Here is a 21678-nt window from a genome sequence, read left to right as displayed (position 1 = left end):
GCCATGCAGAACACCGCTGAGGCCCGCCGGATATCCGTGTTCGACACGACGCTCCGCGACGGCGAGCAGGCCCCCGGCAACGCGCTGACCCCCCAGCAGAAGCTGGACATCGCGCTGCGCATCGAGGCACTCGGGGTCGACTACATCGAGGCCGGCTTCCCGGCCTCCTCGCCCAGCGAGTTCCGGGCCGCCCAGCTCATCTCCCGGAACCTGACCCGGGCCCGCTTCACCACCTTCGCCCGCGCCGTGCGCCAGGACGTCGCGACCGCGGTGGAGGCCGGCGGCACGGAGAACCACCAGGTGCAGGTCGCGGCGACCGGCAGCGACATGCACCTGCGGCACAAGCGGGGCATCACCCGCGAGCAGGGCGTCGCCGAGGTCGCCGACGCCGTCGCCTACGCCCGCTCGCTGGGCGTGGCCGAGGTCTCCGTCGGCATCGAGGACGCCAGCCGCGGCGAGCACGAGCTGCTGCGCGCCCTCACCGAGGGCGCCATCGAGGCCGGCGCCACCTGCATCGTCGTCGCCGACACCTCCGGCGCCCTCACCCCCGAGGAGTACGCCGACCTCATCCGCACCTTCCGCGCCTGGGCCCCGGCGCCCGTCCGCATCGCCACCCACTGCCACCAGGACTTCGGCCTCTCCCTCGCCAACGCGGTCGCCGGCCTGCAGGCCGGGGCCGACGAGGTGCAGGCGACCCTGGGCGGCATCGGCGAGCGCGCCGGCAACACCCCGCTGGAAGAGGTCGCCGCGCTCCTCGCCTACAAGCGCGACCGGCTCGGCATCTACACCGACATCGACCTCGCGGCCATGTACGACGCCTACACCCACCTGCGCAAGGCGATCCGCCTGGAGGAGCCCCGCAACAAGGCGATCTTCGGCACCTACGCCTTCGGCACGGCGGCCGGCATCCACCAGCAGGGGCTGCTGCGCAACCCCGCCACCTACGAGTACGTCGAGCCCGCCCGCTTCGGCCGCGAGCGCTCCATCCTCATCGGCCGCCACTCCGGCCGCGCGGTGCTGCGCCACCTCGTCGACGAGATCGGCGTGTCCGTCGACGAGGCACGGATCGACGAGCTGTACCGGGTCCACATCGCCGAGCGGGTCGGCGGCGACTGCGAGGACCTCTCGGTGCTCAAGGAGCGGCTGATCCGGTCGTTCGAGGGTGCGGGCGAGCTGGTCGGCACCTGAGCGGCCGGCGCCGGCCGGACGGCGAAGAACGACGGGAAGACGGGCAGGGCCGGGGAAGGCCAGGGAAGGGGAGCAGTCCGATGAGCCTCGCCACAGTGACGGCCGGTACGGACGTGGCGGTAGTGGCGGTCGGCCGGTACGAGGACGTCACCGGCGCGGTCGCGGCGCTGACCGACCGGGGCCGGCGGGTCGTGCTCGTCTCCTCCGGCTGGACCCGGCCGCGGCTGGAGCGGGCACTGGCGCTCGGCGTCCGCGGCTGCCTGGTGGCGGGGACCGACGGGCCGCGGCTGGCCGCCGCGGTCCGGGCGGTCGCCGCCGGGAACGTGGTGATATCGCCCGAGCTGTTCGAGCTGCGCAGGGAGGCGACCCGGCCGGCCGCCGCCGGGGCCGGAGCGCGCCGGGCGGAGCTGCTGCGGACCCTCTCCGCCCGTGAGCGCACGGTCCTGGCCCTGCTCGGGCAGGGGCTCTCCAGCGCCGAAGTGGCCGAGCGCCTCGCCATCACGCCGGCGACCGTGAAGAGCCACGTCTCGCACACCCTGGCCAAGCTGGGGGTGCGCACCCGCATCGAGGCGGTGCTCATGGCGCGGGACCCGCGGGCCGCGGCGCCGGGACAGGACCCTCGACCCGTCCGGCACCGCAGCCCGGAGCTGCCACCGACCGGTCCGCGGTACGGAGTGTGCGGTGCTCCGTGACGGGGTCCGGCCGGCCTGAGGACCCGGCGCCGTCGGGGCCGAGGGCGTCCGGTCCTCGTTCCGCCCTCCTGTGCGGGGAGGACGGAGGTCTGCGCGCGGCCGGGTCCGGTGGCCCGGGGCCGGCGGCACTGCCAGCATTGTGGACTAGACCATTCTTCACTGTCCATGCTCGTTCAACCACTGTCGGAAAAACTTTCGGACAGCCCGCCCCGGGTAGGCTCACTGCCGTGCCCTCCATGAACGACCTCGTACGTCAGCACACCGCACTCGACGACTCCGACCTGGAGTGGTTGCATCTGCTGGTCTCGGAGTGGCAGCTGCTCTCCGACCTGTCCTTCGCCGACCTGGTCCTGTGGGTGCCCACGCTCGACGGCACCCGCTACGTGTCGGTCGCCCAGATGCGGCCCAACACCGGTCCCACCTCCTACCAGGACGACATGGTCGGCCACCTCGTGCCGCGCGGCCGCCGGCCCATGCTCGACGCCGCGCTCGACGAGGGGCGGATCGTCCGGGAGGGTGATCCGGAGTGGCGGGAGGAGGTGCCCGTGCGGGTCGAGTCCATCCCGGTCCGCCGGGAGGGGCGGGTCCTGGGCGTCATCGCCCGGAACACCAACCTGCTGACCGTCCGCACGCCCAGCCGGCTGGAGCTCACCTATCTGCAGAGCGCCTCCGACCTCGCCCAGATGATCGCCGCCGGCGCCTTCCCGTTCCCCGGTCAACAAGTCGACATGGACGCCTCGCCGCGCGCCGGCGACGGGCTGATCAGGCTCGACGCCGACGGCATCGTGCAGTACGCCAGCCCCAACGCCCTCTCCGCCTACCACCGGCTCGGCCTGGCCGCCGATCTCGTGGGGCACCATCTGGGCGAGACCACCGCCCGGTTGGCGCCCTCGCGGACCCCGGTCGACGAAGGGCTGGCCAAGCTCGCCAGCGGCTGGGCGCCCCGCGAGTTCGAGGTCGAGGCCAACGACGGCGTCATTCATCTGAGGGCCATCCCGCTCAAACCCAAGGGCAGTCACATCGGTTCGCTCGTACTGTTGCGCGACGTGACCGAACTGCGACGTCGCGAGCGTGAGTTGATCACCAAGGACGCCACCATCCGGGAGATCCACCACCGGGTGAAGAACAACCTGCAGACCGTGGCCGCCCTGCTCCGCCTCCAGGCCCGCCGCATCGGCTCGCCCGAGGGCCGCGAGGCGCTGGAGGAGGCGGTCCGCCGGGTCGGTTCCATCGCGATCGTCCACGAGACGCTGTCGCAGAACCTTGACGAACGGGTCGAATTCGACGAGATCGCCGACCGTGTCCTCGCCATGGTCGCCGAGATCTCCCCGGGCCGGGTCGCCGCCCGGCGGACCGGCCGTTTCGGCATACTCGACGCCGAGGTCGCCACGCCGCTGTCGATGGTGCTGACCGAGTTGCTGCAGAACGCCCTGGAACACGGCTTCGGGCCGGGGGAGCAGGGCACGGTGGAGGTCACCGCGGTGCGCGGCGGCACCCGGCGCGACGCCCGGCTGCTGATCTCCGTGCAGGACGACGGCCGGGGACTGCCCGAGGGCTTCGACCCGCACCGCGCCGGCAACCTCGGACTGCAGATCGTACGGACCCTGGTCGAGGGGGAGTTGGGCGGAAAGTTCGACATGCTGCCCGCTTCCGGGCAGGGAACGCGCGTCGTGCTCGACATCCCGGTGCGGGCGGAGAAGCCGTAACGCCTCCGGCCGACGCAGCGGTGGTGTGAAAAGCACTGAGCCCCGGACCTCTCCTGAGAGGTCCGGGGCTCAAAGCTTTGTTGTGCTTAGCGCACGGGTGGGGGGGTACTGCGCGCTGCGGCTCGGGGGCCGAAGGGGTGCGTCAGGCGGTCGCGTTACGCGCCCGGTTGCGAGCGGCGCGGCGCTTCATGGCGCGGCGCTCGTCCTCGCTGAGACCACCCCAGACGCCGGAGTCCTGGCCGGACTCGAGCGCCCACTGCAGGCACTGCTCCATGACGGGGCAGCGGCGGCAGACGGCCTTGGCTTCCTCGATCTGCAGCAGCGCAGGACCGGTGTTGCCGATGGGGAAGAACAGCTCGGGGTCTTCCTCGCGGCAAACGGCGTTGTGACGCCAGTCCATGGCTGCTCCATCTCCTCGTGTTACGGCTACGTGGCTTGTGAATGTGAACGCTTTCACGAATCCCCCCGCAAGGGAAGGGCCGACGCCCAGGCAGGGCTGGATGCGGTCCAGAGAATGAAGGAGGGGGTTCGGGCTGTCCGGGAAGCCTTGATAGCGGGCCGTCCCGATCGCCATGAAGAGACTCGCAAACCTCGGCGACGGATACAACCCCTTCCGGAAAGTTTTTTTTGATTCCTCGGTGTCGGCTAGGTCACAGCCGTCATTCCAGGGGGTGGAACCCAGTCTAAACGTTCGAGTGGAAGGACTTTAGGCCCTAGCACTCACACAATCACACGCAGTGCACGGCGTACGCCTGTGAACGTCACGCTCGTACGCACTCCCAGGTGGTCGCCGTCCATCTGGAACGGCAGGGGAGCCTGCGAATGCAAGGTGAAAGAGGTCTGGTCATGCAGTGACACAGCGTGTTTGCCCTGCGGGCCGCGCTCCGGCGTCGAGGTCATCAGCTGGGTCGCGTAACGGGCGGCGGTCAGCGTCGACAGCTTGGTGAATCCCAGCACGTCAAGGGCGGTGTCGAAGGACGCCTCGGGTGCCGCGTAGACCGGCCGGTTCCCCAGGTAGGTCCACGGGGCGGTATTGCAGATTATCGACATGACGAGATTGCGGAGTGGCTCCTCGCCCGGTCGTTCGAGGGTGATGGCGCCGTTCCGGCGGTTCGTTTCTCCGAAGAACTGGCGCATCGCCTGTCGCACGTACAGGGCGTGCGTCGAACGCTTGCCGCGCTCGCGCTGCTGCTCCACCCGGCCGACGACGCCCGCGTCGAACCCGAAGCCCGCGCAGAAGGTGAACCAGCGCGACGGCGCGCCCTCGTCGTCCGTGCCCGGCGTGCCGGCTGCCAGGCCGAGGCCCACCGTGCGCTCGGAGCCCTCGCGCAGCGCGTCCAGCAGGGCCCCCGTCGCCTCGACCACGTCGTTGGGCAGGCCCAGCGCACGGGCGAAGACGTTCGTCGAGCCGCCCGGCACCACGGCCAGCCGCGGCAGGCCCTCCGGGTCCGGCCCGGCGTGCAGCAGGCCGTTGACCACCTCGTTGACCGTGCCGTCCCCGCCCAGGGCGACCACCAGCTCGATGTTGCCGCTCTCGGCGGCCCGCCGCGCCAGGTCGCGGGCGTGGCCCCGGTACTCGGTGGTGGCGACGTCCAGCTTGAGGTCGCTCGCGAGTGCGTGCGCCAGGACATCGCGAGTACGGGCACTGGTGGTGGTGGCCGACGGATTGACCACGAGAAGCGCACGCATGCGCGCCAGCCTACCTACCTGTCGGTACACGACCCATCCCAGGCCCGGCTCCGCACGTTTGCGGACAGATACCCTGCAAGGGTGAGCAGCAAGCAGTCCGCCTCGAAATCCGCCCGGAAGGGTGCCGCGCCGAGCGCCCCGCAGAGCGCCGCCCCCGAGCCCGCCGGCCCCCGGCCCGCCCGGCTGACGGCCGCGGCCGCGCTGGTCGCCGCCGAGGGCCTGGCACTCGCCCTCTCGGGCATCTATCTGCTGGTCATGGGCCTGCTGGGCCGGCCGGACAGCCCCCAGCAGGCCGAGATGGGCGGGCTGACCGTGCTGGCCCTGGCCGCCCTGCCGCTGGCCGCCGCGCGCGGACTGTGGCTGCGCCGCCGCTGGAGCCGCGGCCCCGCCATGATCACGCAGATCATGGCGCTGCCGGTGGCCTGGACGTTCTACAACGGCGGCGGTGCGCTCGTCGCGGGGGCCGTGGCGCTCGCCCTGGTCGCCGTGGCCACCCTCGTCCTGCTGGTGAACCCCACGGCGACCGAGGCGCTCGGCATCGGCCCGCGCGAGAGCTGACTCACTCCTCGATCAGCAGCCGGTCCCGGAGCTGGGCCAGCGTGCGGGCCAGCAGCCGGGAGACGTGCATCTGGGAGATGCCCACCTCCTGGGCGATCTGCGACTGGGTCATGTTGCCGAAGAAACGCAGCAGCAGGATCTTCTTCTCCCGCGGCGGCAGGTCCTCCAGCAGCGGCTTGAGGGACTCGCGGTACTCCACGCCCTCCAGCGCCTCGTCCTCGGCGCCGAGGGTGTCGGCGACCGCCGGGGACTCGTCGTCGGTGTCCGGCACGTCCAGCGAGAGCGTGCTGTAGGCGTTGGCCGACTCCAGCCCCTCCAGCACCTCCTCCTCGGAGATGCCCAGGTGCTCGGCCAGCTCGTGGACCGTGGGGGCCCGGCCGTGCCGCTGGGACAGCTCGGCCGTGGCGGTCGTCAGCGCCAGCCGCAGCTCCTGGAGCCGGCGCGGCACCCGCACCGCCCAGCCCTTGTCGCGGAAGTGCCGCTTGATCTCGCCGACGACCGTGGGCGTCGCGTACGTGGAGAACTCGACCCCGCGGTCCGGGTCGAAGCGGTCCACGGACTTGATCAGGCCGATCGTGGCGACCTGGGTCAGGTCGTCGAGCGGCTCGCCGCGGTTGCGGAACCGCCGCGCCAGGTGCTCCACCAGGGGCAGGTGCATCCGCACCAGGTGGTTGCGCAGCTCGGCCCGCTCCGGCGAGCCGTCCGGCAGCGCGCGCAGCTCCACGAACAGGGCCCGGGCGCCGCTGCGGTCGTGCGGATCGGGATGCGCGTGCCGCTGCCGGTGCTGGTGCCGCTGCTGATCCATGTGGTCCGCCCGCTCTGATGACTCGCCCGCCCGGCCCTCTTCCGGCCGGCCCTCCTCCGGCGGCGGTCCGTCCGGCTGGACCTCCTCCGGTTGCGGCCGGGCAGGCTGCTGCGGGATGGCCGGGGTACGCACTCCCCGCGATGACGCAGTACTCACGGAGCCCCCTCTTCCGTCACGGCTGCCCGGGGCCGGCGCCGCGCTTCTTGTGCAGGCTGATGCTGACCGTGCGGTCGTCCGCGACGGTGGAGTCGACCTCACCGGCCAGCGCGGAGAGCACCGTCCAGGCGAAGGTGTCGCGCTCGGGAGCGCGGCCGTCCGTGGTGGGCGCCGAGACGGTCACCCGCAGGGCGTCGCCCACCAGCCGGAAGACGCAGCTGAGCACGGAGCCGGGAACGGCCTGTTGCAGCAGGATCGCGCACGCCTCGTCGACGGCGATGCGCAAGTCCTCGATCTCGTCGAGGGTGAAGTCCAAGCGGGCCGCGAGGCCGGCTGTCGCCGTCCGCAGCACCGACAGGTAGGCACCCGCAGCGGGCAGCCGGACTTCCACGAAGTCCTGGGTCGTCCCAGGCTCGCCTGCGATTGGGGACACCCTCACCTCCAAGGTGGCACAAGCTCATTGAGCTGTCGGGAGCGCCGGTCCCGCGGCCTTCGGGGGAAGGAGGAGCGGGCCGGTGCGGCACATGGTCCGGCTGAGACGCTATCGCGATCTGCGGTTCCGCGCCGCAGGCCCACGACTGTCACTCATGGTAAGCCCATGAGTACGGAAGGTGGGTAGGGTCTTGCGGTCTCAAATCGAAAGAGAAGTCGGCCTGTTGGGGATTTTCGTCACTCTGCGCGAGCGCCGCAAGAGCCCCCGGGCGTTTCCTCCGACATCAGCGGCGACCCCCGCACCGCCGGTCGCTCACTGTGCGTGTGTGTCGCGGCCGTGCCGGTGCGGCGCCCCCGAGCGGCACGGCACGGCGTGGCGGGCCGCAGCGCCTGCGGGGCCGCCGATTCCGTCACTCTCCGCTACTCCCACGGGTGTTGTCCGGGCGCCCACGCCCCCGCTCGCTCAGACGATGTGCTTGTCGACGTAGCACCAACGCCAGCTCTGACCCGGCTCGTAGCTGCGCATCACCGCGTGACCCGTCTCCTCGAAGTGCGCCGTCGCGTGGCGGTACGGCGAGGAGTCGCAGCACCCCACGTGCCCGCACTCCAGGCACAGCCGCAGCTGGACGGGGTGGCTGCCCGCCGCCTCGCACTCCGGACAGGTGGGGTGCAGCGGCGCGGGCTCGGGGCGCGGCAGCTGCGCGAGATGAGAACACTCGATCATGATTGCCAGGTTAGAACGCCCGACGACGAGCAAGTGGGGGACCGCATGGACGTCATGCCTCTGCTGATCCTGGTGGCGGGCGGCGCGGCGGTCGCCGGCGCCGCCCGCCGCACGCCCGTGCCGGCGCCCCTGCTGCTCGTCGCGGCCGGCCTCCTCGCCTCGTACGTGCCCGGCGTCCCCGACTACACCCTCGACCCCCACGTCGTCCTGCCCCTGCTGCTGCCGCCCCTGCTGCACACCGCCGCCCTCGACAGCTCCTACCTCGACCTGCGGGCCAACGTGCGGCCCGTGGCGCTGCTGTCCGTCGGATACGTCCTCTTCGCCACCCTGGCCGTCGGCTACGTCGCCCACCGCGTGGTGCCCGACCTGTCCGCCCCCGCCGCGCTGGTCCTCGGCGCCGTCGTCGCGCCGCCGGACGCCGTGGCCGCCACCGCCATCGCGCGGCGCCTGGGGCTGCCCTCGCGGATCACCACCATCCTGCAGGGCGAATCCCTGGTGAACGACGCGACGGCCATCACCGCCTACCGGGTCGCCCTGGCCGCCGCCGTCGGCGCGGGCGCCACGTGGGCGACCGGCATCCGGGAGTTCGCCGTGGCGTCCCTCGGCGGCATCGGCGTGGGCCTGGTCCTCATGGTGCCGATCCACTGGCTGCGCACGCACCTGCGCGAACCGCTGCTGCAGAACACCCTCTCGCTCCTCATCCCCTTCGCCGCCTACGCGGCCGCCGAGCAGGTCGGGGCGTCCGGCGTGCTCGCCGTCGTGGTCGTCGCGCTCTACCTCGGGCACCGGTCCTGGCAGGTCGACTTCGCCACCCGGCTGCAGGAGGAGGCGGTCTGGAAGGTGGTCGCCTTCGTCCTGGAGTCCGCCGTCTTCGCCCTCATCGGCCTGCAGCTGCGGGTGGTGGTGAGCGGGCTGGGGGCGTACGGGCCGGGGGAGGTCGCCGGGTACGCGCTCGCCGTGTTCGTCGCCGTCGTGGTCGTCCGGTACGTCTGGGTCTTCCCGGCCACGTTCCTGCCGCGGCTGCTGTCGGCGCGGATCCGCGAGCGGGAGCCCGACACCACCTGGAAGGCGCCCGTGGTGGTGGGCTGGGCCGGGATGCGGGGCGTGGTCTCGCTCGCGATCGCCTTCTCGATCCCGGCCACGACGCACAGTGGCGCGCCGTTCCCGGCGCGCAACCTGATCCTCTTCCTCACCTTCACGACCGTCATCGGCACGCTGGTGGTGCAGGGGCTGACGCTGCCGCCGCTCATCCGGCGGCTGCGGCTGCCGGAGCCGGACGCGGGAGCGGTCACGCTCGCGGAGGCCCAGGCGCAGAGCGAGGCGTCCGCGGCGGCCGAGGCGCGGCTGGAGGAGCTGCTGGCCGACGAGCGCAACGCGCTGCCGTCGCCGCTCGCGGACCGGCTGCGGGCGGTGCTGGAACGGCGGCGGAACGCGGTGTGGGAGCGGCTGGGCACGGTGGACGAGCGCACGGGCGAGTCGGTGGACGACACCTACCGGCGCCTGTCGCGGGAGGTGATCGGGGCGGAGCGGGAGGTGTTCGTGGCGCTGCGCGACGCCCGGCGCATCGACGACGAGATGCTGCGGACGCTGCTGCGGCGCCTGGACCTGGAGGAGGCGGCCGCGTATCGGGAGCAGGGGGGTGCGGGGTAGGCGGGTGCCGGGTGCCGGGTGCCGGTGCTGCCGGTGCGGGTGCGGGTGGGGGCTGAGGTTCGTTGTCCGGGGCGGGGCCGGTGCGGGAGGGGCCCTTCTGGGGCTGGATTATTTACGGCCCCCGTCACCTGCTTGCTCACCCGGCACGTCGCCGCACATAACCCTTACGCCCCTGCCAGGGCCCCTCCCGCACCGGCCCCTCCCGTGATCACGGCGACCACCGTGCTGCCGGGTGCGAACGCGCCGTCCAGCGCCAGCGTCGTCAGGCCGTACAGCATCTTCGCCACGTACAGCCGCTCCAGCGGGAGGTCGTGGCGGGTCTCGAAGTCCGCCGCGAAGGACTCCAGCTCCGGGGAGGTCTTCGCGTAGCCGCCGCCGTGGAAGCGGTCGTCCAGCGTCCAGTCGCCCCGGCGCTCGCCGAACGCCTCCTGCTGCAGGCGGAGTATCTCCTCGCCCAGGAAGCCGCCCTTCAGCACCGGGAAGCCGATCACCCGCTGTCCCTCGGTCAGCCCCGCGGTCAGGCCGGCCAGGGTGCCGCCCGTGCCGCAGGCCACGCCCACGACGTCCGCGATCCCGCGCAGCTCCCGGCCCAGCAGGGTGCACCCCTGCGCCGCCGCCGCGTTGCTGCCGCCCTCAGGGATGACGAAGGCGCCCTCGGGGACCAGCGTGGTCACCACCTCCGGCTCCGTCTTGCGGCGGTACAGCGCGCGGGAGACGAAGCGCAGCTCCATGCCGTCCGCCGCGCAGCTCGCCAGGGACGGGTTCAGCGGGCGGTCCGCCAGCTCCTCGCCGCGCACGATGCCGATGGTGTCGAAGCCCAGGAGGCGGCCCGCCGCCGCCGTCGCCCGGAGGTGGTTGGAGTACGCGCCCCCGAAGGTGAGGAGGGTGTCCGCTCCGGCTGCCGCCGCCGCCCGCAGGTTGGGCTCCAGCTTGCGCCACTTGTTGCCCGGCAGGTCCGGATGTATCAGGTCGTCCCGTTTGAGCAGCAGTCGCAGGCCGCGTCGGGTGAAGCGCTCGTCCGCCGCCTCCACGAGCGGGGACGGCAGCAGGGGCCGCAACGCTGCGGGATCCATCGTGCCGGGGGGATTGTCGCTGGTCACACCGTCCATTTTGTACTCTTGCCCGGCCGGCAATGACGCTAGGAAGGCACGGAGCTGCAGTGGACTACCAGGCCGTACTCGAAGAGGTCGCCGCCTACGCGCGGCCGCTGGTCGGTCGCGGTCAGGTGGCCGACTACATTCCGGCGCTCGCCGAGGTGGACGTCGCGCAGTTCGGGATGGCCATCGCCGACGTCGACGGTGGCGTGTACGGCGTGGGCGACTGGGAGCGGCCCTTCTCCGTGCAGTCCATCTCCAAGGCGTTCGGCCTCGCCCTGGTGCTGGCCGAGGGCGGCGACCGGATCTGGGAGCGGGTCGGGACGGAGCCGTCCGGCAACCCCTTCAACTCGCTGGTGCAGCTCGAATACGAGCACGGGATCCCGCGCAACCCGTTCATCAACGCCGGCGCGCTGGTCGTCACCGACCGGCTGCAGACGCTGACCGGTGACGCGAGCACCACGATGCTGGAGTTCCTGCGGGCCGAGAGCGGCAATCCGGACGTCTCGTTCGATGCGGCCGTCGCCAAGTCGGAGTCCGAGCACGGTGACCGGAACGCCGCCCTGGCCCACTTCATGGCGAGCTACGGCAACCTCGACAATCCCGTGCCGACCGTGCTGGAGCACTACTTCTGGCAGTGCTCCATCGAGATGAGCTGCAAGGACCTCGCCCTGGCCGCCGGCTTCCTCGCGCGGCACGGGCTGCGGGCGGACGGGACGCGCCTGCTGCCGCGGCGCGAGGCCAAGCAGATCAACGCCGTGATGCTGACGTGCGGGACCTACGACGCGGCCGGCGACTTCGCCTACCGGGTGGGGCTGCCGGGCAAGAGCGGCGTGGGCGGCGGCATCGTCGCCGTGATACCGGGCCGGTGCACGCTGTGCGTGTGGAGCCCGGGCCTGGACCCGCGCGGCAACTCCGTCGCGGGCGTGGCGGCGCTGGACCACTTCACGTCGCTGACCGGGTGGTCGGTGTTCTGAGCCCCGGTCAGGGGCAGCGGATGACCTGTCCCGCGTAGGACAGGTTGCCGCCGAAGCCGAAGAGCAGGATCGGGGCGCCGGGCTCCACCCTGCCGGAGGCGACCAGCTTCGACAGTGCCAGCGGGATGCTCGCCGCCGAGGTGTTGCCCGACTCGGTCACGTCGGTGGCGACGATCGCGTTCGTCGCGCCCAGCTTGCGCGCCACCGGCTCGATGATCCGCAGGTTGGCCTGGTGGAGGACGACCGCCGCCAGGTCCTCCGGCCGCACCCCGGCGCGCTCGCACACCCGGCGGGCGATCGGCGGAAGCGTGGTCGTGGCCCAGCGGTAGACGGACTGGCCCTCCTGGGCGAAGCGGGAGGGGGTGCCCTCGATGCGGACCGCGTGTCCCATCTCCGGCACCGAGCCCCACACGACCGGGCCGATCCCCGGCTCCTCGGCGGCGGTGACCACCGCCGCGCCGGCGCCGTCGCCGACCAGGACGCACGTGGTGCGGTCGGTCCAGTCGGCGACGTCGGTGAACTTCTCCACGCCGATCACCAGGGCGTTGCGGGCGGCTCCGGCGCGCAGGGCGTGGTCGGCGCTGGCCAGGGCGTGGGTGAAGCCGGCGCAGACGACGTTGACGTCCATGACGGCCGGGGAGGGCAGTCCCAGGGCGGCGGCCACGCGGGCCGCGGTGTTGGGGCTGCGGTCGACGGCGGTGCAGGTCGCGACGAGGACGAGGTCGATGTCGGCGGGGTCGAGGCCGCTGTTCGCCAGGGCCTTCGCGGCGGCCTCGGTGGCCATGGAGGCGACGCTCTCGTCCGGCCCGGCGATGCGGCGGGTGCGGATGCCGACGCGGGAGCGGATCCACTCGTCGCTGGTGTCGACCATGGCGGCCAGGTCGTCGTTGGTGAGCGCCCTGGCGGGCTGGTAGTGGCCGAGGGCCAGGACCCGGGACCCGGTCATCGGTGGTTCCTCCTGCGCGGCGGCGGGTGACGTGACCTCTCAGTGTTGATGCTGCGGGGCCGGAGCCGGGTGCGTGATCCGCCAATGTTCGGCCGCGATAACTGGCGCATTCGGCAAAGGGGCCCGGCCGCCCGCGGCGGCCGGGCCCCCGATCGCGGGGCGGGGATCAGCGCAGGGAGAGCGCCGTGCGGAGGGTGGTGAAGAGCTCGGTCTGGTCGGTGACGCCGAGGACGCGCTGGGACCCGGGGCCCTGGGCGGCGATGCGGACCTGGGTGCCGGTGTGCTCCTGGGCCTTGCCCGGGGTGTTGGTGGAGTAGTTCACCTTCAGCTGCCGGCCCTCGTTGGTGATCAGCGTCGAGGACAGGCCGGGCGGGGTGGCCTCCAGCGGCACGATCTGGCTGGTGTGGCCGTGGTCGGCGGTGGTGACCACCAGCGTGTCGGGGTGCTTGGCCGCGTAGTCGCGGGCGACCTTCACCGCGCGGTCGAGGGCGGCCGTCTCACCGATCTGGCCGCAGGGGTCGGCGGCGTGGTCGCGCTTGTCGATCGAGGCGCCCTCCACCTGGAGGAAGAAACCATTCTTCTTGGCCTTGGGCGTGTCCAGGAGGGACAGCGCCCGGCGGGTCTGCTCCTCCAGGGCCGGGGTGCCGGCCTTGCGCTCGGGGTTGCTCGTCACACAGCGCTGGGCGGCGGTGCCGCCGACGGCCGCGGCCTTGCCGGTCCACTCCACGGGCACGTTGCCGGGGGCGAAGAGGCCGAGCACGGGCTTGCCGGAGCGGGCGGTCCGCAGGCCCTCGGAGTCGGTCACGACCTGGTAGCCGAGCTTCTCGGCCTGCTGGGTGACGGTCAGGCCGCGGTACGGGCCCTCGGTGATCTTCTGGTCGAAGCGGTCCTTGCCGCCGCCCAGCAGCACGTCCACCTTGTGGTTGACGCTCTGCTCGGCGATGGAGCCCGGGCCGCCCTTGGCGATCGTGTCGTTCGGGCACGCCTTCATGTCGGCCGGGCCCGCGCAGCTGCGGTCGGTGGCGTGCGAGGCGAGCACGGCCGGGGTGGCGTCGGTGAGCTCGGCGGTGGTGACGCTGCCGGTGGCCAGGCCCTTCTTCTGGGCCAGCTCCAGGATGGTGGTCATCGGCTTGTCGGTGCCGGGCGTCTTGGATATCCGGCCGTTGACCGTCTTCTGTCCCGTGGCCCAGCCGGTGCCGCTGGCGGCCGAGTCGGTGACGTAGTCCGGCTTGCCGTTCTTGTCGACGGAGTACGTCGTGTACGTGCCCGTCATGGGGAACTTGTCCATGGTGAGACGGCCGGCGGCGCCCACGGTGTAGTCGCGGGCCAGGGTGATCTCCGAGTCGCCCATGCCGTCACCGATGAGCAGGATGACGTTCTTGGCCTTCTTCGGGCCGTGACCGCCGACGTCCGACGGGCTGCCGTGGTCCGAGGCGGCGGCCGCGGCGGGCACCGCGACGCCCGCGGCGAGCAGCGCGGCGGCACCCCAGGCGAGACGGCGTCGGTACGGACGAGAACCCATGGTCAATTCCTCCTAGCTGGACCGGGGCGAGGTGCCCGGCGGGAGGAAGCTCACCAGGGGCGGGTGTACCGCAGGGGACGCCGAGGTGACGTGGAGGTCACCGGGTGCTGTCGACAGCGGACGGCGCCGGATCCGGAGTGCCGTCCTCCTTCAGCGCCTTGGTCTCGCTCTTGAGGATGCGCAGGGACTTGCCCAGGGCGCGGGCGGTGTCCGGGAGTTTCTTCGACCCGAACAGCACGACCATGACGAGCACGACCACCAGGACGTGCCACGGCTCCAGGGCGTTGCGGAACACGCCGCCCCACCACCTCTCATCTCATCCGACGCTCGTACGCGATGCCGTAACGGCTGCCCTCACCATACTTGCTAGATTGCGCAACTGGACAACCAAAGTGCGGGGCAGGCCGTCTAACCCGGCGACACGGCACGGACCGGGGGAGCGGATGAGGGCGCGGATATGACTGGCAGGCGAGGCAGGCCCAGGCGGCGCCGGATACGGATCGCCGGGGCCGTGGTGGTGTCGTTCCTGGTGCTGGTGACCGCCGGCGCCGGGTGGCTGTACTTCCGGCTCAACGGCAACATCGACACCTTCGACGCGGACGGCCTGTCCAAGAACCGCCCCGGCGCGGGCGTCGCCGGGCAGAACGTCCTGGTCATCGGCTCGGACTCGCGCGCCGGCGAGAACAGCGGCCTCGGCGGCGGGGAAGGGGACGTGGGCCGCTCGGACACGGCCTTCCTGCTGCACGTCTACGGCGACCGCAAGCACGCCGTCGCAGTGTCGATCCCCCGGGACACCCTGGTGGACATCCCGCCGTGCAGACTCCCCGACGGCAGCTGGACCTCCGGGCAGCAGCACGTGATGTTCAACTCCGCCTTCTCGCTGGGCGAATCGGCCAAGGGCAACCCGGCCTGCACGCAGAACACCGTCGAGAGACTCACCGGCCTGCGCGTCGACCACACCGTCGTCGTCGACTTCGCGGGCTTCTCCGCGATGACCTCCGCCGTGGGCGGCGTCGACGTGTGCGTACCGAAGGACGTCTACCAGGGCGACCTCAACCCCAACCTGGGCTCGCGCGGTCAACTCCTCTTCCCCCGGGGGCGGCAGAGCATCTCCGGCCAGAAGGCCCTGGACTACGTGCGCGTGCGGCACGGGATCGGCGACGGCTCGGACATCGGCCGCATCCAGCGCCAGCAGGCGTTCCTCTCCGCCATGGTCAAGAAGGTGAAGGAGCAGGGCTACGACCCGACGACGCTGCTGCCGCTGGCCGACGCGGCCACGAAGTCGATGACCGTGGACCCCGGGCTCGGATCGGCCGGCAAGATGCTGTCGTTCGCGATGTCGCTCAAGGACATCGACCTGCACGACATGAAGTTCCTGACCCTGCCCTGGCGTTACGACGGCAACCGCGTCGCGATCGTCCAGCCCGACGCCGACGCGCTGTGGGCCTCGTTGCGGGCGGACCGCACGGTCGACGGCAAGGACGCGGGCAAGGGCGGCGGGGCCGGCGGGACGAGGGGCACACCGTCGGCCCCGGCCTCCGCGCCCGTCTCCGGCGCCGGGGTGAAGGTTGCCGTCCGCAACGGCACCGACGTCACCGGGCTCGCCGCCCGCGCCGCGACCGTGCTCACCGAGCACGGCTTCGAGGTCACCGGCACGACGACGGCCCGGGCGGGCGGCGCGTCGACCACCGTGATCGAGTTCGGCCCGGGCGAGGCCGGCCATGCCCGGGAGCTGGCCCGCCTCTTCCCCGGCTCCTACGTCCGCGGTGCGGCGGCCGACGGGATCACCGTCACCCTCGGACGCGACTACGACGCCGCACCCTCACCGGGGCCGTCCGCGCCCGGCCCGTCCTCGTCGGCCCGGCCGCCGGGCACGCTCTCCTCCGACGTCGTGAGCGGAGTGCGGTCGGCCGACGACGACCCCTGCGCCAACCTCTCGTACGGCTGATCGCACAGGGGAACACGTATGCCTGTTTGGTCCGTTTTCGTGGTAGGTGCAGAGTAAGCAGTGAGTGCTGCCAGGAGCCCAAGGAGCGACATCATGTCCGCCACCGCCGTTCACCGGGCGCTGCCCAGGCCCGTACCGGCCCTGCTCGCCGCGCTCCTCGTCTGGGCGGGCGCGCTGCTCTACGCCCCGGCCGCGCACGCCGGCCCCGCCCCGGACACCGTCGCCGCCGCCGGGCTCGACCAGGCGGCCGAAGCGCTGCGCAAGAGCCCCGTCTACGTCGACCCGCGGGCCGCCGGCCAGCTCTCCGCGGCCGACGCCGACGCCCTGGCCGAGAAGATCAAGGATGCCGACAAGCCCGTCTTCGTGGCCGTCCTGCCCAACGCCCCCGAGTACCCCCGGGCCACCGTCCTGCAGGACCTGCGCACCAAGGTCGGCATCGCCGGCGTCTACGCCGTCCACCTCGGCGACGCCTTCAACGCGGCCGCCGACCGCTCGGTGATGTCGCGCAACGCCGTCGCCAACCTCGTCGGCTCCGTCCAGCGCTCCGGCGGCGACGCCAAGACCCAGGTGAACGCCTTCGTCGACCAGGCCGACCGGCTCGCCAAGGGCCACGCACCCGGCTCCTGGGGCGTGGAGCACGAGGGCATCGGCACGGCCGGGCTGATCACCGGCGGCGCGGTCGTGGTGGCGGGCGGCGCCGGGGCGTACGCCGTGTACCGGCGGAACAGGCGCCGGCGCGAGGAGCGCGAGCGGGCCGAGCTGGACGCGCTGCGGGTGGTCGTCGACGAGGACATCACCGCCTTCGGCGAGGAACTGGACCGGCTGGACTTCTCCCCCTCCGAGGCGGGCGCCACCGACGAGATGCGGCGCGACTACGAGCAGGCGCTCGACGCCTACGAGGAGGCCAAGTCGAAGATGGCGGCGGCCGTGAAGCCGCAGGAGGTGCAGGGCGTCACCGAGGCGCTGGACAGCGGCCGCTTCGCCCTCGCCACCCTCGCCGCGCGCCGCTCGGGCGCCCCGCTGCCGGAGCGGCGGCTGCCGTGCTTCTTCGACCCGCGCCACGGGCCGTCGGCCCGGGACGTGGAGTGGGCCCCGCCCGGCGGCGCCGTGCGCACGGTGCCGGCCTGTGCGGCGGACGCGACACGGCTGGCGGAGGGCGAGGAGCCGCTGTCCCGGCAGGTGCAGACGGCGAGCGGCCCGCAGCCGTACTGGAACGCCGGCCCGGCCTACGGCCCGTGGGCGGGCGGCTACTTCGGCGGCGGCCTGCTGCCCGGGCTGCTGTTCGGCACGATGCTGGGCAGCCTGATGAGCGGCCCGGCCTACGCGGCCGGCCCGGAAGCGGGCGGCCCCGACGGCGGCGACTACACCGGCTCGGACTTCGACTCCGGCGACTTCGGCGGCGGAGGCTGGGGCGACGGCGGTGGCGGCGGCTTCGGAGGCGGCGGCGGCGACTTCGGTGGCGGCGGGTGGTGAACCCGGCGGACGGACGGGCTGCACATGCAGCCCGTCCGGCGATCGAGGACCGGGGCCCGGGGCGCATCCCCGGTTACGGGAAGGGGCGGGGCAGGGGAGAGACCCACCGCCCCCGCGCCACCGCCAGGCACACCGCGTACAGCCCCAGCACCAACCCCAGCAGCCCGTAGTACAGCGGCGGCAACGGCGACATCGACAACATCGCCCCCACCGGCGTCACCGGCAACAGCAGCCCCACCACCGCCAGCCCCGCCACCGCGCACCGCACCGGGCCCGGGGCGCGGCCCCGTCCCGATCGCAGCAGCACCATCACCATCGCCTGCGTCAGCAAGTTCTCCGTGAACCACCCGGCCTGGAAACCGTCCTCGCCCGCCGCCAGCACCAGCACCCCGAACGTCGCCAGGTCCGCCGCCGCGTTCAGCAGGCCGAAGCCCGTCATGAAGCGCAGCAGGGCGCGCGGGCGCAGGACCGCCGGGCGGGCCCCGGCGCCGGGCGCCGGGCGGTCGAAGGCGAGGGCCAGCTGCGCGGCGTCGAAGCACAGGTTCTGCACGAGCACCTGCGCCGGGAACATCGGCAGGAACGGCAGCATCAGCCCCGCCACCAGCATCGCGATGACGTTGCCGAGGTTCGACGACAGCGTGATCCGCAGGTACGAGGCGATGTTGGCCGTGCTGCGCCGCCCCACGACGATCGCCCGGTCCAGCGCGGTGAGGTCCTTCGAGGCCAGTACGACGTCCGCGCTCTCCCGGGCCACGTCCACCCCCTGGCGCGGGCAGACGCCGACGTCGGCGGCGTGCAGGGCGGCCAGGTCGTTGACGCCGTCGCCCAGGAAGCCGGTGGTGTGCCGGCCGGCGCGCAGCGCCCGGACGATGCGGGCCTTGTGCTCGGGAGTGCAGCGGGCGAAGACGGTCGTGCGGTCGGCGAGGCGGGCGAGCTCCGCCTCGTCGAGGGCGTCGATGCGGTCGGCCGTGACCGGGGTGCCCGGCCGCAGGCCGAGCTCGCGGCAGACCCGGGCGGCGGTGCCGGGGTGATCGCCGGTGAGCACCTTGACCGTCACCCCGTGCCGCGTGAGGTCGGCGAGCGCCGCGGCCGCCGTGGGCGCCGGTGCGTCGCTGAGTCCCAGGAAGCCGGTGAAGGTCAGCTCGCGCTCGTCGGCGGGCCCGTAGGGGCGGCCGGGCACGGGCCGTTCGGCGCGGGCGACCGCGAGCACCCGCAGGCCCTCGTGGGCCAGCCCGGCGGCCCGGCGGGCCAGGCGCTCGCGGTCGGCGGGTGCCAGGGCGCAGCGGTCCAGCACGTCCTCGGGTGCGCCCTTGACCACGAGGAGGTGGGTGCGGGCCAGGGCGAACCGGGAGTCGCCCGGCCGGCGCACGACCGCGGTGGACAGCCGCCGCCCCGGCCCGCAGGGCAGTGCCTCGACGCCCTCGTACTCCTCGCCGTACTCCTCGCCCGCCGCCGCCCCGGCGTCGAGGACCGCCTCGTCCAGGGCGTCCGGCACGGGAAGCTCGGCGAGGTGCAGCGTCCACAGCGCGTTGACGGCGGCCCAGTGCAGGACGCCGGGGTCGGGGCGGCCGTCGCCGTCCTCGCAGAGGGCGAGGACGGGGCGGTCCTCGGTGAGGGTGCCCGTCTTGTCGACGCACAGCACGTCGACGGCGCCGAGGTCGTGCAGGGCGGGCAGCCGCCGGACGACGACCTCGCCGCCCCGCGCGAGCAGCCCCGCGCCGCGGGCGAGCGCGCTCGTCACGATCACCGGCAGCATCTCGGGCGTCAGGGCCACCGCCACCGCGACGGCGAACGGCAGCGCCTCCAGCCCGCGCCCCCGCACCAGCGCACCGGCGATCAGCACGAGCGGCGCGGTGAGCAGCATGAACCGGATGAGGGTCCACGCGATGCCGTTGACGGAGCGCTCGAAGGGGCCGGCCGGGCGCCGCGTCCGCCACCGGGCGCCCGGCAGGGCGCCGGAGAGCACGGTGGCGCGCCCCGTGGCGACGACGACCCCGCTGCCGGTGCCGGAGACGACGCTGCTGCCCTGGAGGCACAGGGCCGGCCTCTCGCTCCCGGCGGCCGCCGGGGCCGCCCCGGTGCCGGGGCGGGCGCGTTTCTCCACGGGTGTCGACTCGCCCGTCAGCGCACCCTCGTGCACGGTCAGCCCCGTCGCCCGCAGCAGTCGCAGGTCCGCCGGGACCAGGTCGCCGGGGGCCAGCAGGACCACGTCGCCGGGGACGAGCGCGTCGACGGGCAGTTCACGGGTGACGGGCGGGGCGTCCCGGCTCGGGCGGCGGCGCACGGTGGCCGTCGTGGCGACCAGCTCGCGCAGCGCCGCCACCGACCGGTCGGCCCGGTGCTCGCCCGTGGCCCGCAGCAGGCAGCTGACGCCGACCAGGACGGCGATCACGCAGGCCGTTCCCCAGGCGGCCAGGGTCGCCGAGACCAGGCCCAGGCACAGGAGGACGGCGGTGAAGGGGTCGCGCAGGCTACGGGCGAGGCGGCGCGGCCAGGAGGCCGGGCGGCGCCCCGGGAAGACGTTCTCGCCGTGCCGGGCGAGACGGTCCCCGGCCTCCGCCTCGGTGAGCCCGCGGGGCCCGCTCGCCAGGGCGCGGAGCACCTCCAGCGTGCTGCCGCCGCCCGCGCCGGGGGCCGCGTGGGCCTCAGGCGCCCAGGCCACGGAGGCGTCCGGCGGCGGCGCCGGCGCCCCGTCCGGCGTCCGACCGGCGGTCGGCGAGCTGGCCGACCATGAGCCGGACGATGGTCACCACGTCGGGGTCGTCCACCAGGTACACCACCCGGCGCCCCTCGCGCCGGGACCGCACCAGCCCCGCGAGCTTCAGCTTGGCCAGGTGCTGGCTGATCGCGGGGAGCGCGCCGCCCACCCGCTCGGCGAGTCCGCTCACGTCGCTCTCGCCCTGGGCCAGGGCCCAGACGAGGTGCAGCCGGGCGGAGGACGCGAGCAGGCCGAAGGCGGCGGCCGCCTCGGCCAGGACCTCGGCCGAAGGGTCGCACGAGCCGTCGAAGGGCTCTTCGAAACTCTCGAAGCTCCCGACGCCTGCCGTCACTGTCGCTCTCCCGTCCCCGTCGGGCGTCCCTACGCCCGGGAAGGCCCCAGTCTAGGCACCGCCGGAGGGGCGCCACGCGTGACATGCACGCACCCGCCGCTGGGCAGCTCTATCGACAGGAATCGGTCACAAGGGGGAGGGGCATGGAAATCTCGGGAGTTATCAGTGCGATCGTGATCGGGGCGATCATCGGTCTCCTGGGCCGGCTGGTCGTGCCGGGGCGTCAGCACATCGGCGTGCTCGCAACGGTCCTGGTCGGTCTGCTGGCGGCGTTCCTGGGCGCGTGGGTGGGGCACCTGCTCGGCCTGTACGACCACAGGGGTCTCTTCTGGGTCGTGTGGATCATCCAGATCGGGTTCGCCGCCCTGGGCATCGTCGCGCTCGAACGTTTCCGGTCACGAAGGCAGTGAACGCGGCGCCGGGGGTCAGGACAGCTTGCCGTCGTAGTCCGGCAGCTTGACCGTCCGCTCGGCGTGTCCGCCGGCCAGGTCGGTGGTGTTGTTCCCGATGTTGGCGATGATCGTGTAGCCCTGTGCCTCGATCTCCGTCCGCTTGGCGGTCTTGTACGTGCTCACGTCCCGGAACAGATCGGGCAGGTGGCGTACGTACAGGCCGCTGACGGGATAGCCGACCTGGCGCAGGTTCCACTCGGTGACCCCGTCGAGGATTCCGGGGCGGGCGGTGACGAAGAAGACCGCGGCGCCCCGGGCGTGCGCGTACCGCGCCAGGTCGAGGACGGGCTTGATCGCGGGGGTGGGGAACGTCGTCCAGTGGAAGTCCGTCTCCAGCGAGCTGTTGTCGATGTCGAGGACGACGGCCTGCTTCTGTCCGTGTGCGCCGGCGGTGCGCTCGGTGATGTACGGCATCGCCCCGTCGACGGCCGTCCGGACGTCGCGCTGCCAGGTGTCGTAGTCGACTCCCTTGAGGCCGGCGGTGCCGCTGGTCCGGGTGGCCGCGCCGGCGGGGGCGGCGGCCGTGCCCACGAGGGTCAGTGCGGTGGCGGCCACGACGGCCGCGGCGGCGCGGCGCGCCCTGATCGTTTGCGTCATGAGTGGCATGCTCACGACC

The 21678-nt window shown here is 73.1% G+C and carries 21 protein-coding genes; 9 read left to right on the top strand and 12 right to left on the bottom strand.

Features of this window, described 5'->3' with window-relative positions:
* The first annotated feature begins 3 nt into the window (after window positions 1-3).
* The 3 genes from IE182_RS20915 to IE182_RS20905 all read left to right on the top strand — a co-directional run bounded on the left by IE182_RS20915 (window position 4) and on the right by IE182_RS20905 (window position 3586).
* Entirely contained in the window at window positions 4-1188 is a 1185-nt protein-coding gene (locus IE182_RS20915; protein ID WP_190111424.1) for a LeuA family protein, read from the top strand.
* An 80-nt stretch (window positions 1189-1268) separates the two neighbouring features.
* Window positions 1269-1880, top strand: coding sequence for a helix-turn-helix transcriptional regulator (locus tag IE182_RS20910; RefSeq protein WP_190111423.1), 612 nt, complete (start codon window positions 1269-1271; stop codon window positions 1878-1880).
* 236 nt (window positions 1881-2116) lie between these two features.
* Entirely contained in the window at window positions 2117-3586 is a 1470-nt protein-coding gene (locus tag IE182_RS20905; protein WP_190111512.1) for a sensor histidine kinase, read from the top strand.
* Between the two features lie 142 nt (window positions 3587-3728).
* Here the strand turns inward: IE182_RS20905 and IE182_RS20900 are convergent, their stop codons facing one another.
* Together IE182_RS20900 and IE182_RS20895 are read right to left on the bottom strand one after the other, a co-directional pair.
* Window positions 3729-3986: a WhiB family transcriptional regulator gene (locus tag IE182_RS20900; protein ID WP_004937597.1), complete on the bottom strand. Its 258-nt coding sequence runs from the start codon at window positions 3984-3986 to the stop codon at window positions 3729-3731.
* Between the two features lie 320 nt (window positions 3987-4306).
* Window positions 4307-5275: a diacylglycerol/lipid kinase family protein gene (locus IE182_RS20895; protein ID WP_190111422.1), complete on the bottom strand. Its 969-nt coding sequence runs from the start codon at window positions 5273-5275 to the stop codon at window positions 4307-4309.
* Window positions 5276-5356: 81 nt separating this feature from the next.
* On the opposite strand from IE182_RS20895, the gene IE182_RS20890 reads away from it, so the two are divergent.
* Window positions 5357-5833 (top strand): hypothetical protein, encoded by a 477-nt coding sequence (locus IE182_RS20890; protein ID WP_190111421.1) that lies wholly within the window; start codon window positions 5357-5359, stop codon window positions 5831-5833.
* Between the two features lies 1 nt (window position 5834).
* Here IE182_RS20890 and IE182_RS20885 read toward each other — a convergent pair whose 3' ends face one another.
* The 3 genes from IE182_RS20885 to IE182_RS20875 form a co-directional block, all read right to left on the bottom strand.
* Window positions 5835-6794: an RNA polymerase sigma factor SigF gene (locus tag IE182_RS20885; RefSeq protein ID WP_229844983.1), complete on the bottom strand. Its 960-nt coding sequence runs from the start codon at window positions 6792-6794 to the stop codon at window positions 5835-5837.
* A 16-nt stretch (window positions 6795-6810) separates the two neighbouring features.
* Window positions 6811-7227, bottom strand: coding sequence for an ATP-binding protein (locus IE182_RS20880; RefSeq protein WP_071962378.1), 417 nt, complete (start codon window positions 7225-7227; stop codon window positions 6811-6813).
* Between the two features lie 462 nt (window positions 7228-7689).
* Window positions 7690-7950, bottom strand: coding sequence for a UBP-type zinc finger domain-containing protein (locus tag IE182_RS20875; RefSeq protein ID WP_190111420.1), 261 nt, complete (start codon window positions 7948-7950; stop codon window positions 7690-7692).
* A 45-nt stretch (window positions 7951-7995) separates the two neighbouring features.
* Here IE182_RS20875 and IE182_RS20870 point away from each other — a divergent pair, with 45 nt between their 5' ends.
* On the top strand, window positions 7996-9600 hold the full coding sequence (locus tag IE182_RS20870; RefSeq protein ID WP_190111419.1) for a Na+/H+ antiporter: 1605 nt from the start codon (window positions 7996-7998) through the stop codon (window positions 9598-9600).
* 164 nt (window positions 9601-9764) lie between these two features.
* On the opposite strand, the gene IE182_RS20865 is transcribed toward IE182_RS20870, so the two are convergent.
* Complete coding sequence (locus tag IE182_RS20865) at window positions 9765-10709, bottom strand: 1-aminocyclopropane-1-carboxylate deaminase/D-cysteine desulfhydrase (RefSeq protein WP_190111418.1); 945 nt, start codon at window positions 10707-10709, stop codon at window positions 9765-9767.
* A gap of 50 nt (window positions 10710-10759) precedes the next feature.
* Between IE182_RS20865 and IE182_RS20860 the strand changes: the two genes are divergently transcribed.
* Entirely contained in the window at window positions 10760-11671 is a 912-nt protein-coding gene (locus IE182_RS20860; RefSeq protein ID WP_190111417.1) for a glutaminase, read from the top strand.
* Window positions 11672-11678: 7 nt separating this feature from the next.
* On the opposite strand, the gene IE182_RS20855 is transcribed toward IE182_RS20860, so the two are convergent.
* The 3 genes from IE182_RS20855 to tatA form a co-directional block, all read right to left on the bottom strand.
* Window positions 11679-12617: a beta-ketoacyl-ACP synthase III gene (locus IE182_RS20855; protein ID WP_190111416.1), complete on the bottom strand. Its 939-nt coding sequence runs from the start codon at window positions 12615-12617 to the stop codon at window positions 11679-11681.
* A 166-nt stretch (window positions 12618-12783) separates the two neighbouring features.
* Complete coding sequence (locus tag IE182_RS20850) at window positions 12784-14139, bottom strand: alkaline phosphatase (RefSeq protein ID WP_190111415.1); 1356 nt, start codon at window positions 14137-14139, stop codon at window positions 12784-12786.
* A 97-nt stretch (window positions 14140-14236) separates the two neighbouring features.
* Entirely contained in the window at window positions 14237-14434 is a 198-nt protein-coding gene (gene tatA / locus IE182_RS20845; protein ID WP_190111414.1) for a Sec-independent protein translocase subunit TatA, read from the bottom strand.
* A 162-nt stretch (window positions 14435-14596) separates the two neighbouring features.
* Here tatA and IE182_RS20840 point away from each other — a divergent pair, with 162 nt between their 5' ends.
* Both IE182_RS20840 and IE182_RS20835 read left to right on the top strand, forming a co-directional pair.
* Window positions 14597-16087: an LCP family protein gene (locus IE182_RS20840; protein ID WP_190111413.1), complete on the top strand. Its 1491-nt coding sequence runs from the start codon at window positions 14597-14599 to the stop codon at window positions 16085-16087.
* Between the two features lie 93 nt (window positions 16088-16180).
* Window positions 16181-17560, top strand: a complete 1380-nt coding sequence (locus IE182_RS20835) for a hypothetical protein (RefSeq protein WP_190111412.1) — start codon at window positions 16181-16183, stop codon at window positions 17558-17560.
* A gap of 73 nt (window positions 17561-17633) precedes the next feature.
* Here IE182_RS20835 and mgtA read toward each other — a convergent pair whose 3' ends face one another.
* Window positions 17634-20222 (bottom strand): magnesium-translocating P-type ATPase, encoded by a 2589-nt coding sequence (mgtA, locus tag IE182_RS20830; RefSeq protein WP_190111411.1) that lies wholly within the window; start codon window positions 20220-20222, stop codon window positions 17634-17636.
* Window positions 20206-20610, bottom strand: a complete 405-nt coding sequence (locus IE182_RS20825; RefSeq protein ID WP_190111410.1) for an ArsR/SmtB family transcription factor — start codon at window positions 20608-20610, stop codon at window positions 20206-20208. Before IE182_RS20825 ends, mgtA begins: the two co-directional genes overlap by 17 nt.
* Before the next feature lie 143 nt (window positions 20611-20753).
* Here IE182_RS20825 and IE182_RS20820 point away from each other — a divergent pair, with 143 nt between their 5' ends.
* Window positions 20754-21020, top strand: a complete 267-nt coding sequence (locus IE182_RS20820) for a GlsB/YeaQ/YmgE family stress response membrane protein (protein ID WP_190111409.1) — start codon at window positions 20754-20756, stop codon at window positions 21018-21020.
* Window positions 21021-21035: 15 nt separating this feature from the next.
* Here IE182_RS20820 and IE182_RS20815 read toward each other — a convergent pair whose 3' ends face one another.
* Window positions 21036-21659: an HAD family acid phosphatase gene (locus IE182_RS20815; RefSeq protein WP_190111408.1), complete on the bottom strand. Its 624-nt coding sequence runs from the start codon at window positions 21657-21659 to the stop codon at window positions 21036-21038.
* Window positions 21660-21678: the final 19 nt, after the last annotated feature.

This window comes from Streptomyces cinnamoneus (assembly GCF_014650495.1).
Taxonomy (GTDB): Bacteria; Actinomycetota; Actinomycetes; order Streptomycetales; family Streptomycetaceae; genus Streptomyces; species Streptomyces cinnamoneus.
The sequence above is the reverse complement of the archived record's forward strand: the minus strand, read 5'-3'. Positions and strand labels throughout refer to the sequence as shown.

Bases quoted from the DNA above. Each gene is read 5' to 3' on its own strand.
- IE182_RS20910 (WP_190111423.1), top strand. From the start codon at position 1,269: ATGAGCCTCGCCACAGTGACGGCCGGTACGGACGTGGCGGTAGTGGCG.
- IE182_RS20840 (WP_190111413.1), top strand. From the start codon at position 14,597: ATGACTGGCAGGCGAGGCAGGCCCAGGCGGCGCCGGATACGGATCGCC.
- IE182_RS20855 (WP_190111416.1), bottom strand. From the start codon at position 12,617: ATGACCGGGTCCCGGGTCCTGGCCCTCGGCCACTACCAGCCCGCCAGG.
- IE182_RS20820 (WP_190111409.1), top strand. From the start codon at position 20,754: ATGGAAATCTCGGGAGTTATCAGTGCGATCGTGATCGGGGCGATCATC.
- IE182_RS20895 (WP_190111422.1), bottom strand. From the start codon at position 5,275: ATGCGTGCGCTTCTCGTGGTCAATCCGTCGGCCACCACCACCAGTGCC.
- IE182_RS20850 (WP_190111415.1), bottom strand. From the start codon at position 14,139: ATGGGTTCTCGTCCGTACCGACGCCGTCTCGCCTGGGGTGCCGCCGCG.
- IE182_RS20875 (WP_190111420.1), bottom strand. From the start codon at position 7,950: ATGATCGAGTGTTCTCATCTCGCGCAGCTGCCGCGCCCCGAGCCCGCG.
- IE182_RS20865 (WP_190111418.1), bottom strand. From the start codon at position 10,709: ATGGACGGTGTGACCAGCGACAATCCCCCCGGCACGATGGATCCCGCA.
- IE182_RS20915 (WP_190111424.1), top strand. From the start codon at position 4: ATGCAGAACACCGCTGAGGCCCGCCGGATATCCGTGTTCGACACGACG.
- IE182_RS20870 (WP_190111419.1), top strand. From the start codon at position 7,996: ATGGACGTCATGCCTCTGCTGATCCTGGTGGCGGGCGGCGCGGCGGTC.
- IE182_RS20815 (WP_190111408.1), bottom strand. From the start codon at position 21,659: ATGACGCAAACGATCAGGGCGCGCCGCGCCGCCGCGGCCGTCGTGGCC.
- IE182_RS20835 (WP_190111412.1), top strand. From the start codon at position 16,181: ATGTCCGCCACCGCCGTTCACCGGGCGCTGCCCAGGCCCGTACCGGCC.
- IE182_RS20900 (WP_004937597.1), bottom strand. From the start codon at position 3,986: ATGGACTGGCGTCACAACGCCGTTTGCCGCGAGGAAGACCCCGAGCTG.
- IE182_RS20905 (WP_190111512.1), top strand. From the start codon at position 2,117: ATGAACGACCTCGTACGTCAGCACACCGCACTCGACGACTCCGACCTG.